The organism is Leptotrichia sp. oral taxon 215 str. W9775, from assembly GCF_000469505.1.
GTDB lineage: Bacteria > Fusobacteriota > Fusobacteriia > Fusobacteriales > Leptotrichiaceae > Leptotrichia_A.
Map to the genome: position 1 here is coordinate 25,311 of NZ_KI272855.1, position 17,008 is coordinate 42,318.

The 17,008-nt window shown below is 35.4% G+C and carries 11 protein-coding genes; 6 read left to right on the forward strand and 5 right to left on the reverse strand.

What is annotated here, in order from left to right:
- From msrA to HMPREF1984_RS06755, 5 genes are all read right to left on the reverse strand, one after another.
- The coding region (gene msrA / locus HMPREF1984_RS06735; protein WP_021767195.1) for a peptide-methionine (S)-S-oxide reductase MsrA at window positions 1-679 on the reverse strand (679 nt) is incomplete at its 3' end.
- A 30-nt stretch (window positions 680-709) separates the two neighbouring features.
- On the reverse strand, window positions 710-1,714 hold the full coding sequence (locus HMPREF1984_RS06740) for an LLM class flavin-dependent oxidoreductase (RefSeq protein WP_021767196.1): 1,005 nt from the start codon (window positions 1,712-1,714) through the stop codon (window positions 710-712).
- 90 nt (window positions 1,715-1,804) lie between these two features.
- The gene (locus tag HMPREF1984_RS06745) at window positions 1,805-2,995 is read right to left on the reverse strand and encodes a MalY/PatB family protein (RefSeq protein ID WP_021767197.1); all 1,191 of its coding nucleotides are present in this window, start codon (window positions 2,993-2,995) and stop codon (window positions 1,805-1,807) included.
- A gap of 20 nt (window positions 2,996-3,015) precedes the next feature.
- A complete protein-coding gene (locus tag HMPREF1984_RS06750) occupies window positions 3,016-3,972 on the reverse strand; it encodes a type I phosphomannose isomerase catalytic subunit (protein ID WP_021767198.1) in 957 nt (318 codons plus the stop codon).
- 117 nt (window positions 3,973-4,089) lie between these two features.
- The gene (locus tag HMPREF1984_RS06755; protein ID WP_232219690.1) at window positions 4,090-4,515 is read right to left on the reverse strand and encodes a phosphatase PAP2 family protein; all 426 of its coding nucleotides are present in this window, start codon (window positions 4,513-4,515) and stop codon (window positions 4,090-4,092) included.
- Window positions 4,516-4,879: 364 nt separating this feature from the next.
- On the opposite strand from HMPREF1984_RS06755, the gene HMPREF1984_RS06760 reads away from it, so the two are divergent.
- From HMPREF1984_RS06760 to HMPREF1984_RS06785, 6 genes are all read left to right on the forward strand, one after another.
- A complete protein-coding gene (locus HMPREF1984_RS06760) occupies window positions 4,880-5,551 on the forward strand; it encodes a DUF456 domain-containing protein (RefSeq protein ID WP_021767200.1) in 672 nt (223 codons plus the stop codon).
- Between the two features lie 82 nt (window positions 5,552-5,633).
- On the forward strand, window positions 5,634-7,388 hold the full coding sequence (locus tag HMPREF1984_RS06765) for an AarF/ABC1/UbiB kinase family protein (RefSeq protein WP_021767201.1): 1,755 nt from the start codon (window positions 5,634-5,636) through the stop codon (window positions 7,386-7,388).
- 130 nt (window positions 7,389-7,518) lie between these two features.
- Entirely contained in the window at window positions 7,519-8,931 is a 1,413-nt protein-coding gene (locus HMPREF1984_RS06770; RefSeq protein ID WP_021767202.1) for a glycoside hydrolase family 1 protein, read from the forward strand.
- A gap of 85 nt (window positions 8,932-9,016) precedes the next feature.
- Window positions 9,017-9,325: a PTS sugar transporter subunit IIB gene (locus HMPREF1984_RS06775; protein WP_021767203.1), complete on the forward strand. Its 309-nt coding sequence runs from the start codon at window positions 9,017-9,019 to the stop codon at window positions 9,323-9,325.
- A gap of 178 nt (window positions 9,326-9,503) precedes the next feature.
- Window positions 9,504-11,300, forward strand: a complete 1,797-nt coding sequence (locus HMPREF1984_RS06780) for a ShlB/FhaC/HecB family hemolysin secretion/activation protein (RefSeq protein WP_021767204.1) — start codon at window positions 9,504-9,506, stop codon at window positions 11,298-11,300.
- 69 nt (window positions 11,301-11,369) lie between these two features.
- The coding region (locus HMPREF1984_RS06785; RefSeq protein WP_036100105.1) for a hemagglutinin repeat-containing protein at window positions 11,370-17,008 on the forward strand (5,639 nt) is incomplete at its 3' end.

The window sequence follows — 17,008 nt, forward strand, 5'->3', positions numbered from 1 at the left end:
ATAAAGGTTCTCCTGTTGTAATATCCACATATATACCTTTTTCTTCATTATCCCAGTATTCATTTTCAAAAGGATGTTCAGTGTATTTGTTTTGAGTTACATTATACTGAAGGTTGGATAATTTGCTTTTCAGCTCATCATCGTCAGGTTTTACATATTCTTCAGGGTCAATAAGGAAGGTATTGACAGCATTAAGGTTTATATGACAGTATCCTCCGGGATTTTTATCCAGATAGTCCTGATGATATTCTTCAGCAGGAATGAAGTTTTTCAGTGGTTCCACTTCCACCTGAATTTTATCTTCATATTTTTTCTGCTCTTCTGCAATTTCCTGAAGAATAGTTTCCAGGTCTTTAGAATCTGTATAATAAATTCCTGTACGATATTGTCTTCCCCTGTCATTTCCCTGTTTATTTATACTTGTCGGATCTATTACCTGAAAATAGAATTTCAGTAATTTTTTCAGTGAAAGTTTATCAGCGTCATATTTTATATGTACAGTTTCTGCATGGTCTGTACTGTGCAGTTCCCTGTAAGTTGTATTTTCTGTTTTTCCGTTTGCATATCCTGCAGTTGTTTCAATAACACCGTAAATTTTTTTGGCATATGCTTCAATTCCCCAGAAACATCCTCCTGCAAGATAAATTTCCTTTATGTTTTTTGTAGTTGAATTTTCCATTTTACTTTCCTTTCTGTTTCTCTTTTCAGATTATTGAGATTTTAAAGCTTCAGCCAGTATTCTGTAAGAAGTTTCAAGCTGATTTATTTCTGACATGTAACTTACAGCCATTATTTCATCAGGCTGATATTTACTATTTATTTCATCCCATTTTTTTGCTATCGCTTCTTTTGTTCCCATCAGATTTATTCCCATTTTTGACTGCAGGAATATTTTTTCTGCTGAAGTCAGTTTATCTGAAAAGTTTTCATCAGGTAAGGGATAAAGCCCTTTTTCTCCTCTAGTCAGATTAAGCATTGCCTGCTGAGTGGCAGTATAGAGCCTTTCAGCTTCTTCATTGGAATCTGCACCATGAGCGAGAACTCCAAGAATGACATAAGGTTTTTCCAAATATTTTGAAGGGACAAAGCTATCCCTGTAAATTTTTATTGCTTCTTCTGCGGCATCCGGAGAAAAATGGCCTGCAAAGGAATAGGGCAATCCAAGTTCTCCCGAAACAGAAGCGGAGTGTATGGAGCTTCCAAGCATGAAAATAGGTACATTTGTATTTATTCCCGGATAAGCTGAAACAATTCCCTGTTCTTCTTCGCTTCCCATAAATCTCTGAATATCTTTAATAGCTTCCACAAATTTACTTGTTCTTACATATTGAGTTCTGTAAATGAGTGCTGCCGTATCAGAATCAGTTCCAGGAGCACGCCCTATACCAAGATCAACTCTTCCTGGATAAAGAGTTTCAAGAGTTCCGTATGTTTCCGATACCTGCAGTGCAGTATGGTTAGGCAGCATTACTCCTCCTGCTCCTACCCTTATTTTTTCAGAGTTTGCAAGTAAATGCTGTATAATTAGGGCTGTAGCAGAACTTAATACTCCTTTGAAATTATGATGTTCAGCCACCCAGTAACGGTGATAGCCTAATTTTTCCACTATTTTAATAAGTTCTGTAGCTCTGTTTATTGCATCAATATCAGTATCATTCTGGAATTTTGGAACCAGATTTAATACAGAAAATTTTACATTTTTATTTTCAGGCATTTTATTCCTCCTTATTATATTTGTATATAAAAATATAATACTACTTTTAAAAAGGATTGTCAACAGTATATAAAAATATAATTTTAAATTTTATTTTGAAAGTTCTTTTACTGCATTTTCCAGCTGTTTTAAAGCTTTTTCAAGCACTGAGCGTGGACAGGCAGTGTTTATTCTCATGAAACCTTCTAAATCTTTCTGGAAGGATCTTCCCGGATTAAGCCCCAGTTTTGCCTTTTTCAGCATAAACTCTTCAAGTTCAGCCTGATTGAATCCAAAATCTTTACACAGCTGTCTGCAGTCAACCCATACAAGATATGTTGCCTGCGGGATATTTGGCTTAATTTGTGGAATGTTGTCCTTACAGTAATTGTAGACAAACATGATATTATCCTCAAGATATTTCTTCAGCTGGCCAAGATATTCTTCCCCTTCTGTATATGCAGCAATTGTTGCAACCAGATTGAAAGGATTGTTTCTATGTACTTCCAGATCCTTCCAGAATTTATCAAATTTACTTTTTTCTTCAAGATTGTTAAAAACAATAGTTGCACATTGAAGTCCTGCCACATTGAAGGCTTTTCCTGTGGAAGTACATGTAATAGTATTTTTTCTTATTTCTTCTGACACGCTTGCCATTGGAATATGTTTATTGTCCCATAAAGTCAGGTCTGCATGAATTTCATCTGAAATAACAGGCACGTTGTATTTAACGCATAAATCTCCAATTGCTTTCAGTTCGTCATAAGTCCATACATGTCCAATTGGATTTTGCGGATTACAGAAAATAAGAAGTTTTGGCTGTTCCTTCAGCTTTTCTTCAAGATCCTTCAAATCAAGGGAATATTCCCCATTATTTTCAATGAATTTATTTTCAATGACAACTCTTTCATTATCAAGGTTGATGTCATAAAACTCGGAATACACAGGTGTCTGAATAAGAATTTTATCCCCTTTTTCAGAAAACTGTCTTACTAATGCACCTAAAGCAGGAACGATACCTATACTGAAGCTTAGGAGTTCTTTTTTTGGTTCCCAGCCAAATCTTTTTTTCTGCCAGTTTATGAAGGATTCAAAATATTCGTCAGGACGGTATACATACCCGAAAATACCATGTTCAGCTTTGCTTTTTACGGCGTTGATTACAGGTTCGGCAGTTTTAAAATCCATATCGGCAATCCATAACGGAATTACATCATCCACTCCGAATTTTTTTATTAATTCATTGTATTTTGTAGAATGGTTATTTTTTCTATCTATTATTTCATCAAAATTGTATTTCATTAAAGTTATCCTTTCGCTTTTTATATAGTTGTTCTCAATATTTCAAAATTTCCTTTTAAAGTAACCTTTATGTGAGGAGGTACAAGAACAGATTCCCCCTTCTGAATATCAAGGGTAGAATTACTGCTTTCAATACTTCCCTTTCCTTCAAGTATTGAGTAGATAATCATACTTTCTTCATTAGTATCTTCAAAATTTTCTTCAACTTTTACCTTATCAATACTGTAATATTTTTTCTTTATTATATTTTTTCTTGTTTCACCATTTTCAAATTCAGTTTTTCTGACATCTGCCTTTTTCTCAAAATCTATTACTTCAGCCGCATCATCAATGTGAAGTTCTCTTTTCTTACCATTTTCAATACGGTCAAAATCGTATATTCTGTATGTTACATCAGAATTTTCCTGTATTTCGGCAAAAAGAACGCTTCCTTTAAGTGAAGCATGTACCATTCCTGGAGTGATATCTACCAGATCCCCTTTTTTTACAGATATTTCTTCAAACATTCCGGAAAAATCATTGTTTTTAGCCTTTTCTAGAAATACTTCCTTTGTAATTCCAGGTTTCATACCCATTATAAGAACAGCGTCATCGCTTGCTTCCATAATAAACCATGATTCGCTTTTTCCAAGTTCATTGTGTTTTCTGTTGGCAACTTCATCATCAGGATGCACCTGTATGGAAAGTCTGTCATTTACATCAAGATATTTAATAAGCAGAGGGAATCTCTGTCCATATTCGTTATAAACTTTTTCACCTACAAGTTCCCCTTTGTATTCATCGTAAACTTCCTGTAAAGTTTTCCCGGCAAGAGGTCCATTTTCAACAATACTCATTCCATTAGGATGAGCAGAAACTTCCCATGATTCACCGATATTTTTATTTTCAGGCAGAGTCATATTCAGCTTTGCTTCAAATTCCCTTCCACCCCACACTTTTTCAATAAAAACCTTTTTAAATTTCATTGGATATAGCATATAATTTCTCCTTTCATTTTTAACTTTTAACTTTTATTATTTAAAATTAATTAATAGTAATAATTTTGACAACTTTTATAAAAAGTACATTAATTATATTATATACTTATTTTTTCATCAGTCAATATTTTTTCTGTAAAACCCGTCTGCAACTTTTTCTCCTGCATATTCTGAAAATATACCTATTATAATTCCTGCAATAATATCGCTGGGAAAATGCACACTTAGATACATTCTCGAAAAAGCAATGAGTATTCCTGTAATGAGTACAGGTATAAAATATTTCTTTATATGCCTGAAGAAAATATATACCATTACAAAGGAAGCTGCTGTATGTCCCGATGGGAATGAATAATCTTTAGGTGCCTTAATTAGCAGTACAATGTCAGCCAGTTCAGAAAATGGTCTTGGTCTGTGGATTAAAGGCTTTAAAATAACATTTACAGCCAGTGCGCATATAATAAGTGAAACAATGGAGAAAACTCCGATTTTTCGGTATTTTCTATTTAGGAACAGTATCAGTGCAACAGCAATCCATACCATTCCATTATCTCCCAGAATTGTAAAAAATATCATAATCTTATTAAACAATTCAGAATTTAAATTATGCTGGAATCTGTATATTTTTTCTATAACTGATATATCAATATTTTGTATAAAATCAAACATGTTTCTGTGAAATTATATTAAAGTATTTAAAAATATATTTATTCATTTCCTGTTTTAAATTGTAAAATTATTGAATAATTTCATAAATACTATTTTTAAAATTTTAATACAATCTCAGCTCCTTTCTTTTTACAATTATTATATATTAAAATGAAGAAAAAAGAAACAGTTTCTAATCTATTTAAAAGGAAATTATGATATAATACATTCATAAAAATGAAAGTTGAGGTGTATATTTATGGAAAATAACGTTTTATTAGCTGTATTTAAAAATCAGCTCAGTGCTTATGAAGTTTTGAATAATATTAAAGGAAACTTTGTTGGTAAGAATTATGTCATTACTGAGGCTGCAGTAGTAAAAAAGGAAAATGGAAAGGTTGTTTTCAAGGAAGGGTTTGAAGTTTCTTCAAATGGACAGGTTGGATTTCTTTCAGGAGGATTATTAGGGGCTTTTGTTGGAATTATAGGAGGTCCGCTTGGGATTTTATTTGGAGGATCATTGGGGGCATTAATTGGTGAAAGCAGAGGAAATGCAGAAGATGAAATAGAAACAGGAATTCTGGCGGATACTACAAAATATTTGACAGATGATAATTTTGGGTTGGTTCTGCTTGCAACTGAAGAAGAAAATTCTGAACTGGATGAGTATTTGAAAAAATATGATGAGGAAATTATTCTAAGAAAAAGTGCCAATGTTGTTCAGGAGGAAGTAGAACTTGCAAAAGAATACGAAAAGGAACTATATAAGACAGCTGCCTATGATGAATTTAAGAAAATGGCAAATGAAGAAAAAGACAAGCTGAAAATAAAAGTTGATGATGTACTGGCAAATTTAAAGGATAAATTTGAAGAAGCTGACAGTAAAATTAAACTGGAAGTTGCTAAATTAAGGGAAAAATTTAGAAAATAAAAAAGAATAAATAAAGATAGATGCTTTCTGGCCCGGTTTCAAAAAAAGTTTACCGGGTCAGTTTTCTAATGAAAGGATAAATATGAGTGAAGAAATATTGGGAATGGAAGAGCTGCTGGAAGAGGATATAGCAGATGAAATACTGGATACAGAGGGAAGTAAAAATATTAAGTCTGGAACTGTCAGATTTAAGGAACTGGAAAAAATAAAAAGAATAAAGAAACTAGCAGATGTCCTTATGAAATATGGATTTGAAGAAATTCTAAGCAGAAGTGAGCTCGAAAAAAGACTTCCAAAGAGGATTGTAGGACGGAACAGGGGGAAAATAAAGGATATTAAGTCTAGAACAATCTATGAAAGAGTTAGAATGGCACTTGAGGAAATGGGTCCTGCCTATGTGAAGTTTGGTCAGATGCTAAGTAACAGAAATGATATACTTCCTGAAGAAATGATATCTGAGCTTCAGAAATTGCAGGATAAAGTTGAAATTCAGGAAGTTGATATAAGGAAAAAACTTGCTGAAGAGCTAAATATTATTCCAGAAGAATATTTTCAGTCAATAGATGAAGAACCAATGGCATCAGCATCCATAGGTCAGGTATTCCGTGCAGTTCTAAAAAATGGAGAAAAAGTTGTACTGAAGGTAAGAAGGGACAATATAGATAATGTAGTTGAAACTGATCTGATAATAATGAAGGATATGGCCAAGTTTTTGGAAAAATACGATGTAAATGCTAAAAATATTAATCTGCTGTATATTGTTGAGACTTTTGAAAATATGCTGAAAAAAGAGCTTTCCCTTACAAATGAACGAAAAAATATGGAACGTTTTGAAAACAATTTTAAGGGAAATGAGCATTTACATGTTCCTGTTGTATATAAGGAGCTTTCAAATAATAGGATTTTATGCATGGAATTTATAGAGGGAATTAAAATAACAGATAAGGAAAAAATTGAAAAAATGGGTTTTAATCCGAAAGAAATAGCTTCACTTGGATTGGAACTTTACATAAAACAAGTTATGAAATACGGATTTTTTCATGCAGATCCTCATCCGGGAAATATATTTCTGGGGAAAGATGGAAAATTGATATTTATTGATTTTGGAGCAATGGGAACACTATATCCGTATGAAATAGAGCTTCTGGAGGAACTTACACTGAACTTTCTGCAGAAGGATGTCAAAAAAATGATTGCAACAATAAAGGAACTTGCACTGGATTACAATATTTCTGATGAAAAAAGACTGGAGAGGGGATTTTATGATATTTTAAGTATGGTTGACGGGACTTCCCTTGAGGAAATTAATCTTGTAGAAATTATGGAGAGAGTAAAAACATTATTAAGTCAAAATCAGGTGCTGCTGTCAGAAGATATGTATCTTCTTGTTAAAGGTATAGGTCAGATTGAAGGAATTGGAAGACATCTAAATCCTCAGCTGAATATTATGCAGGAAATAGGAAATAATGCACAGGAAATTATGGTAAAAAGAATGTCGCCTAAGTATATTCTGGAAAAAGGAATGGGAAAAGTAGGTGAATTTTCTGAAAACTGGCTGACATTGCCAAGCGACCTGAAAAGACTGCTGGAAAAAATACAGAATAATGAACTGAAACATAGGCATGAACTTGTAGGATTTGAAAATTTCCAGAAAATTACAGAAAGACTTGTCCTGGGACTTGTGGTTTCTTCACTTATTATCGGGTCATCAATACTTGTTCTGGCAAATATGCCTCCACATATAAACGGTATTTCAGTTTTAGGAATTTTAGGATTTATAATTTCAGGAATTTTAGGAGCAAATATGATAATGTCAAAGAAAAAGGATAAATATTAAAGATAGTGAGATGATAAAAATATGGGAAATTTATTTAAATACCCATATTTTTATTGTAAATAGTAAAAAAATTATGTAAAATACAAATATAAAACAAAATTTTATTATAAAACGGTGAGGAGGTAACTGTATGGCAAAATTAAAATTTCCTGAAAACTTCTGGTGGGGGTCAGCAACTTCGGGACCTCAGAGCGAAGGAAGATTTAACAAGAGAAACAGAAATATATTTGACTACTGGTATGACACAGATAAAAAGGTGTTCTTTAATGAAGTGGGACCTGATGTTGCATCAAATTTTTATAACAGTTTCAAAGAAGATATAGCACTTTATAAGAAAATTGGATTAAATTCGTTAAGAACGTCAATACAGTGGACAAGACTGATTAAAGATTTTGAAACTGGTGAAGTTGATGAAGACGGAGTAAGATTTTACAATGAAGTGATTGATGAATTTATAAAGCAGGGACTGACACTTGTAATAAACCTGTATCATTTTGACATGCCGATAGAACTTCAGGAAAAATACGGTGGCTGGGAGTCGAAGCATGTTGTAGATCTGTTTGTGAAATATGCAAAAAAAGCTTTTGAGCTATTTGGCGACAGGGTAAAATACTGGATGACCTTCAATGAGCCGATAGTTCCTGTAGAAGCGCAGTATATGTATAAATTTCACTATCCGCTAGTAGTGGACGGGAAAAAGGCCATGCAGGTACTTTACAATACCGCACTTGCTTCAGCGAAAGTAATAGAAGCCTACAAAGAGTATAAAAAGGAAACAGGAAATAACGGAGAAATAGGAATTATACTGAATCTGACACCTTCATATCCGAGAAGTGAAAATGAGGAAGATATAAAGGCTGCAGAAATTTCTGATGCGGTTTTTAATAATTCCTTTCTTGACCCTGCAATTAAAGGAGAATTTCCAAAACTGCTGACTGATATACTTGAAAAAGACGGTGTTTTATGGGAAAGTACCCAGGAAGAGCTTGATATAATAAAGAAAAATACAGTGGACTATCTTGGAGTGAACTATTATCAGCCAAGAAGAATAAAGGCAAGGGAAACAGAATTTGACATGTCTTCAGGATGGCTGCCTGACAAATATTTTGAAAACTATGATATGCCTGGAAAAAGAATGAATATTTACAGAGGTTGGGAAATATATCCTAAGGCTATTTATGACATAGCAAAAAATATTCAGGAAAACTACGGGAATATAAAATGGTTCATTTCAGAAAACGGAATGGGTGTAGAAGGGGAAGAAAGATTTAAGAACGCCGAGGGAGTAATAGAAGATGACTATAGAATAGAATTTTACAGGGAACATCTGACTCATCTTCATAAGGCAATTACAGAAGGTGCAAACTGTTTCGGATATCATACTTGGACTCCGATAGACTGCTGGTCTTGGACTAATGCCTATAAAAATAGATATGGATATATTTCAGTGGATTTACCTACACAGATAAAGACAATTAAAAAGTCAGGACACTGGATAAAGGAAGTTTCTGAAAGTAATGAAATAGAAGGCTGGGATATGTAATAACAAAGTAACGTAAAAACTATGGGGACAAAAAGGATATGCGTTTCCTTAAAAACGTAAATATATTTTAAAGGATGGATAATTTATGAAAAAAATATTACTATGCTGTTCGGCTGGAATGTCTACAAGCCTTATGGTAAATAAGATGCAAAAGGCTGCGGCTGATAAGGGAATAGAAGTGGAAATATGGGCTGAACCTATGGACAAGGCATCTTCTGAAGTACCAAAAGCTGATGTTGTTTTATTAGGGCCTCAAATTAAGTTTGCACTGCCTGAAATAAAAAAACTTACTGACCAGGCAGGAAATAAAATAGGTGTCATAGACATGATGGACTATGGAATGATGAATGGGGAAAAGGTTCTTAATATGGCACTGGAATTAATGGGAAAATAATAAAATTATTATATTAAAATGTACTGCACCTAAAATCTTGTTTACAACTTTTTGGGGTCAGTACAATTTTGTCGTTAATAATTTTTCATTTAAAGGATAAGAAAAACTTGACAAAACTAAAAAAAAACTATAGAATAACCTTACAAAAATAAAATATACAGAAGAGGAGGTAGGAAAAATGAAAAAAGTTGCAATGATTTTAGTAGTGTTAATTCATATTGTGGGGATGTCAGCACCTAAAGATGAAGCGGGGAAGATTTTTGAAAATCAGGAGAGGCGGCTTGAAGATGAAAGGCTTAGACTGGAACAAAAACAAAGGCAGACGGAATTTGAAAATACTAAATTTGAAAACAGTTCGGAAATTGGGGTAAAAGAGGCAGTTTCTTCTGACAATTCTAAAAAATTTTTAATAACTGAAATTAATCTGAGGGATGAATATAATTTACTGACTAAAAAAGAAAAATCAAAAATTATTGGGAAGTATATCCATCTTGAACTAAATTCAGCAGATATAACAAATCTTTTGACAGAGTTCACAAATAAATTAATAACAAAAGGATATTCAACTTCGGTGGTGACCGTTATGCCGGATAATGATTTAACGTCAGGAAGGTTAAATTTGGCAGTTGTTCCGGGGAAAATAGGGGAAATAGTGATTAATTCGGGAAATGTTCTTGACAGATTAAAAGAATTTTTCATGTTTAAAACGAATAAAGGTAAAATTTTCAATATAAGGGATCTGGATACGGCTACGGAAAATTTTAATTCGGTACAGGCGAACAGCATGACAATGGAAGTACTGCCCGGAAAAGAGGAAAACACTTCAAAAATTCAAGTGAAAAATATTCTTAAAAATAAATATTCTGTAAGCTTAATTTCAAACAACTATGGGGATAATAAGCAGGACGGGATCTGGAGGAAAGGTGTCAGCCTTAACATTGACAGTCCTTCAGGTATAGGAGATAACCTGTATTTTACATATATGACAGTTTCCAGGAAAAATCCTGACAGGAACTGGAAAAAACGTGCGGATGAGCTTCAGCCGGGAGAAATATTGCCAATCGGGCCTGCCGGCTATGATCCGTCAAAGGGGGATACCCTGCCGTATAAAAGGCGGCTGGACATGTTCAATTTTGGATATACGATGAAATTCAGGGACTACACACTGAGGCTGGGTTCAGCAAGAAGCATTCAGGAAAGCAGTTTTTATGCATCAAATACAGTTTATGACCTGTATACTTCCAGTCATACGCTTTCCATGAATCTGGATAAAATACTCTTTAGAAACCAGAAAAGTAAACTGACTGCAGGAATAGGGATTAAAAGAAAGCACAATAACAATTATCTTGAAGGGGCGGTTTTATCAGACAGGAAACTGACTGTGGGTACGGTAAATATCAGTTACACGACATCGCTGTTTAAGGGAATTTTTGGATTGAATTTAGGATATGAAAGAGGGCTTAAAATTTTTGGGGCAGAAAGAGATGGAAGAAAAACAGGTACAGCACCAAAAGCCCAGTTTAACAAATATACATTTGACATGAGCTATTACAGGCCTATAGGAGAGCATATGGTATACAGGGGGAATATCTATTCAAGTTTATCAGATGATACACTGTATGGAAGCGAGAGGCAGTCAATAGGGGGAGTAGGAAGTGTAGGTGGATTTCACAGGAGTACAGTATCAGGAGACAAGGCAGTTGAGATAGGAAATGAAATTTCTTACAATATTCCTGTAAAGAAAATAGCGGTGCTGTCACCATATCTGGGATATGGCTATGGATATGTGAGAATAAACAATGACAAGTCGGAATACAGGAAGGGATACATATCAGGAGCTGTTGCGGGTGTCAGACTGGATACTAAATATCTGGACTTTAATTTTGGATATGCGAAACCTGTTTCATATTCAAAATATCTGAATCCGGAGAAACAGGAAATGTATTTTAATATGGCATTGAAGGTATCTTTTTAGGAAAGAAAATTTGACAGAAATTAAGGAAAAAGTTTAGAAGGGATAAGAAAAAAAAGAGGAGGCGTATACTTGGAAAATAAAATTTTAAGGAAATTAGTGGCATTTATGCTGTTAATAGCAATGAACATAAACATGTTTGGAACAAATCTAATGCTGGATCCTAATTCTCAGCACAATACGAAACTGGACACTTCAGCAAATGGGACGCCAATCATTAATATATCTACTCCGAACAATCGGGGTGTGAGTATTAATGAATTTTTAGAGTATAATGTAGGTCATGAAGGTCAGGTTCTTAATAATGCTGATAATATGGGACGGAGCCATATAGCAGGAATGATTAATGCAAATCCGAATTTAGGACCGAATCAGGCCGCAAATTTAATCATTCTGCAGGTAAACGGAGCAAACCGTTCCCAGATAGAGGGATATATAGAAGCCCTAAGCCGTAACAGGGTGGATGTGGTACTGTCCAATGAAAACGGGATTTACTTGAACGGAGCCGGAACAATAAATGTCAGAAAATTCACACCGGCAACAGGCAGGGTTACACTGAAAGATGGGGATGTTGTAGGAATTGATGTAGAAAAAGGCAGAGTTGTAATTGGGGCAAACGGTTTTGATGCGACAAATACTGACTATGTCAATATCATTGCAAAATCTCTGGAAATGCAGGGGAATCTTGTTGGGAACAGGGTTGATGTAATTTTAGGGGAAAATTTTGTAGACAATAACGGAGCAGTGACTTCAAAAGGTGGAATAAATTCAGTGGCCATAGATGCAGGCAATCTTGGGTCAATGTATGCCGGACAGGTCAGGATAGTCAGTACGGATAAAGGTGCCGGAGTAAATTCGGGGGCGTTAATTTATTCGAAAAATGAGAAGCTGGAAATTACAGCTGACGGTAAAATCAATGTTGCTAAAATTAAGGGGAACGGAATTGAAATCAAAGGTTCTGACTATACACAGACAGAACTGGCCAGTTCCGACCGTGATATTAATATTACAGCAAATACCGTAAAATTATCAGGTCAGACACAGGCTCAGGGAAATGTAGGTTTGAATGCGGATGTTGAAAATGCTTCTGAGATACTTGCAAACGGAAATCTGAAAACAAAAAAATTAACTAACACAGGAAAAGTTGAAGTTTTAAAAAAAGTGGAGATCACAGGAGAACTGGATAATGGCGGATCATTAATTTCAGTTGATGGAGTTACAGTCGCAAAAGATGTAAAAAATACAGGAGAGATATCCACAAATGATGATTTTACGGCTAAAAATGTCGTATCATCCGGAAAAGTTTTTGGGAAAAATATTCAGGCGGATGATGTGGATAATAGCGGAAAAATGCTTGCAAAGGGTAAGTTTACAGCTAAAAATGTAAAAAATACCGGGGAAATAGCTTCAGGAGATAAAATTTCAGCCAAGAAATTGGAAAATTCTGGAACAGCCGCTACCAGCTCTGATATTTCGGTTTCAGATTCACTTGTAAACCATAATGGCGGAAATATAGAAGGGAAAAATGTTGAAGTTAAAGGACCTGAACTAAGAAATGCCGGTAAAATCAGTGCCGGCAATATAAGGTCTAAAGTGAATGAAGTAATAAACAGTGGGCAGGTTCATTCAAGTAGGGATGTAGATTTTGATACTCAGAAACTGACAAATACAGGAGAAATCCTGGCTGTAAATGATGTGAATTCAGCTGGTGCAGATGTTACGAATAACGGTAAAATTGCATCAAACAACAGGATTTTACTTGATAATTCAAAGATTGCGAATACGGGGGAGATACTGTCAGGCAATATATCAATGCAGAATGCTCAGAAGTTTGATAATACTGGGACAATTAAAGCTAATAACACTGTACTGACAACAACGCAGGATATTAATTTAACTGGAAACCTTCATGGGGAGCAGAGGCTGGCCATCTCAGGAAGAAATATCACAAATAATGGAAATACAACAGGTGCAGGAATTATTCAGATTACATCAAATGACTTTACGAATAACCGTGACCTTTCTTCGGATACGGTTATCATCAACGGGCAAGGAAATATTGTGAACAATGCAATAATTACCGGAGATAGCGGGAAAATCAGTGGAAATGACATTGCAAACAATGACCTGGTTGCATTTGAGAAATATCTTGAAATTAATGCCCAGAATAAAGTCCAAAACAACAAGGATAAGACGATTTACGGTGGACAGACATTAATCATCAAAGGAAACGGGATATTGAATGATGAAGGGGAAATCCTGGGCGGAAATATGACACTGGATGCTGGTAAAATTGTGAATAATGTCGGGACAATTCAGGCAACAGGAGATATCCTGATTACTTCCGGTGACTTTCAGAATATTGGGAGAGTAAGTAATCTGGGAAATTATGAAAAGTATTATGAGACATGGGAAGGTAGACGGGTTTCCGAATCAGATGTTTCTAACAGCTGGAAGATGCATCTGGAAGCCCCTTCAGCAAAAACGAAACATAGTGATGATTCTAAAAATCAGATGAGGAGCTGGCTGAGAGGACAGATATCGGCAGATGAAATAAATGGCTATTCATCCATAATGTTTAAAAAGTACCCGAATTTAGGATTTGATTTTTTAGACAGGGTTGGTAAAAAAGGCGATGATACGTATTATACGGGGACTGCGAGAGTACCGGAAATACCATTGAAAGGGAAAATGGAAAGTAATGCTTCCACAGAATATGGGAAAATACAGGCAAGTGGAAACATTACGATAAATTCTGCAAATACTAGGAACAGGGACAGTATAATATCAGCCGGAGGAACTGTCGACATTAATTCATCGAATCTTGAAAATTCTGTAACGACAGGAAATGCCGTGCAGTTAAGGGATGGGCAGGAAATATTTAGAATATATTTCAAAAGAGGGAAAAAGAATGCAACTTCCAATGCTTTTCTGAAAAGGGACTTTGTAAATGGAGATATTGCCTATGAAGCCGGACAGCCAAGCATTATAGAAGGTTCGGCAGTAAATATAAATGCTCCGGTTATTACATCTCCGATTACTGAAGCAAATGGGAAAATCAATATCGGAAGTGTAGCACACGGAGTTGCAGGGAGCCTGTTCACAGGTACGGTTGGAAAAGGAATTTCTTCAGCAAATGGTACTGTCCAGGTTGCAAATAATATGTCATCTGTCCAGTCAGTCCTGAATACGGGGACAATTTCTGTAAATCCTTTACTGACTGGTGCAATGTTTACTCAGAACATGAATCCTGGTTCAAAATATCTGCTGGAAACTAGAAGTAAATATGTTGACCTGAATAAATATTATGGAAGTGACTACTTCCTGTCAAGATTAGGATATACGCCTGGCTGGAACAGGGTTAGAAGACTTGGGGACGCATATTATGAAAACCTGCTGATAACCAGGGCATTGACAGAGCAATTAGGGACAGCATTTATCAATGGTAAATCTAATGAGGAATTGATAAAATCATTGATGGATAATGCAGGGATGGAAAGTTCAAGACTGGGACTGCAGGTAGGAAAAGAGCTGACACCTGAGCAGATTAGCGGACTGTCTAAAGATCTGGTATGGTATGTCACTCAGAATGTTAACGGTGTTGAAGTATTAGTTCCAAAAATTTACTTAAGCAAAAATACTTTGGCCGCAGTAACTGCAGATGGCCGTAATAAAATTGGTGGAGTTAACGGGACATACATCAAAACTGATAATTTTGTAAATAACGGAATGAAAATTGGTAATGGAGGAGTTACTTATGTCCAGGCAAATACTGTAAGAAATGAGACTGCAACAAATTTACTTTCAGAAATTACCGGAGACAGAACTTTCATCCATTCAGACGGAAATATCGAAAATATCGGTGGAAGAATAAATGGTAATGAAGCAGTTGCCCTAATTTCTGACAATGGAAAAGTGACAAATGACACAACAAAGAGAACATTTGGCCATTACAATGGTGAATTTGACAGAACTGGGCATGAAGAAGTGAACTCTTTGGGAACAATTTCTTCAAAAGGAACTGTATTTGTGAAAGCGGACAGCTATGAATCAACAGGAGGAATGTTAAGTGCAGATCACCTGGCCTTAGATGTGAACAAAGTAAACCTGAATGCCTTATCCCTTTCAGGAGAAGACAAGTTTGGTTCAGGAGGAAGCAACTTCAGCAGATATGCAGAAACAACGCATTTAGGAGCAGGAGTATCAGCTAATTCAGCTTCGGGAACAGTTGGAGATATGAACTTGAAAGGTTCGTCATTTATCGCAGAAGATACGGCAGGATTTACAGTAACAGGAAACGTGAAAGCGGAGTCGACAGTAAACAGCTATGAAAATGAATCGAGAAGCACAGGCAAAGGTTTCATGTCATCAAGCAGCAGCTACAGAAATTCACATACTGAAGAAAATTCAGCGAGTAACCTGATGCTGGGGAAAAATGCTGTAATCAGAGGAAATATTGAAGGTATAGGAAGTAACATCGTTCTTGGAGAAAATACATATGTAGGTGGAAAAGTTACGACAGATTCAAGACAGCTTCATAACAGTTATTTTGAAGAGAACAGGAAAAAAGGATTTTCAGGAGGAATAAGTCACGGGACAGCATCGCTGAGTTATGGGAAATCACAGAATACATACGATGAGAAAAGTACAGTAAATGCAAAATCCAACCTTCAAGTTGGAGATGGCTCAGTATTAAATAGGGGAGCAGAAATTACGGCTACAAACTTTGAATATGGAAATATTCAGATAAATAATGGCGATGTAAAATATGGAGCAAGAATTGATACAAGGGATGTTCATACGGAAAGTAAGAGCAGCAGTTTCGGAATTTCAGCAGGAGTAAACAGCCCAATGTTAGACAGGGCAAAACAGGTTGCAGGAGCTGTAAGTCAAGTTAAAAATGGCGATACTGCTGGCGGAGCAATGGAAGCGATAAATGCTGCGACTGGTACAATTAAAGGGCTTTCAGAAAATATTACAAAACCTGATGGTACAAGAGCCACAATAAATGATATCAGAAGTGGAAATTTTAAGGTAAATAATGACTTTTATGTAAGCGGAAATATACGTGCAGGATTTAACAAGTCAAAATCCAGTACAACTTCACATACTGAAAGTGCTGTAGTTACGACAATGAAACCAATGAATGAAAATTCTAGCATTACCTACAACAATGTAAACAATATAACGTATCAGGGAACACAGGCACAGGGTGGAACATTCATCTACAATAATGTTGCTAATATTCAGAAGGAAGCAGTTGAGTTAAGAAACAGATACAGTTCTGAAAGTTCAGGCTTTGGAGTGGGAGTAAGTGCCGGAATAGGCTCAAACGGACAAATAAAGTCAAACGGTATCAGTGGGAATATTTCTGCAAATAGAAGCAACCAGAATACAGATGAAACAATCCATGCAAATGGAAACTTCAGTAATGTAAATGAAGTTCACAACAATACAGGCTCAATGGTACTAAACGGCTTTAACCAGGAAGGCGGAAAAGTTACAGGAAACATTGGTAATCTGGTTGTGGAAAGTAGACAGAACACAAGCACAACTACTGGAAGCAGTAAAGGAGTGAATCTTGGAATAAGTGCAAACGGAGTTCCAAGTTCAGTAAACATAAATGCGAGCAGAACAAATGGAAACAGGGCATTTGTAGATAACCAGAGCACATTCGTTGTTGGAGAAGGAAGCAATCTTCATGTTGGAAC

Bases quoted from the DNA above. Each gene is read 5' to 3' on its own strand.
- HMPREF1984_RS06750 (WP_021767198.1), bottom strand. From the start codon at position 3,972: ATGCTATATCCAATGAAATTTAAAAAGGTTTTTATTGAAAAAGTGTGG.
- HMPREF1984_RS06745 (WP_021767197.1), bottom strand. From the start codon at position 2,995: ATGAAATACAATTTTGATGAAATAATAGATAGAAAAAATAACCATTCT.
- HMPREF1984_RS06760 (WP_021767200.1), top strand. From the start codon at position 4,880: ATGGAAAATAACGTTTTATTAGCTGTATTTAAAAATCAGCTCAGTGCT.
- HMPREF1984_RS06765 (WP_021767201.1), top strand. From the start codon at position 5,634: ATGAGTGAAGAAATATTGGGAATGGAAGAGCTGCTGGAAGAGGATATA.
- HMPREF1984_RS06770 (WP_021767202.1), top strand. From the start codon at position 7,519: ATGGCAAAATTAAAATTTCCTGAAAACTTCTGGTGGGGGTCAGCAACT.
- HMPREF1984_RS06780 (WP_021767204.1), top strand. From the start codon at position 9,504: ATGAAAAAAGTTGCAATGATTTTAGTAGTGTTAATTCATATTGTGGGG.
- HMPREF1984_RS06740 (WP_021767196.1), bottom strand. From the start codon at position 1,714: ATGCCTGAAAATAAAAATGTAAAATTTTCTGTATTAAATCTGGTTCCA.
- HMPREF1984_RS06755 (WP_232219690.1), bottom strand. From the start codon at position 4,515: ATGGTATGGATTGCTGTTGCACTGATACTGTTCCTAAATAGAAAATAC.
- HMPREF1984_RS06775 (WP_021767203.1), top strand. From the start codon at position 9,017: ATGAAAAAAATATTACTATGCTGTTCGGCTGGAATGTCTACAAGCCTT.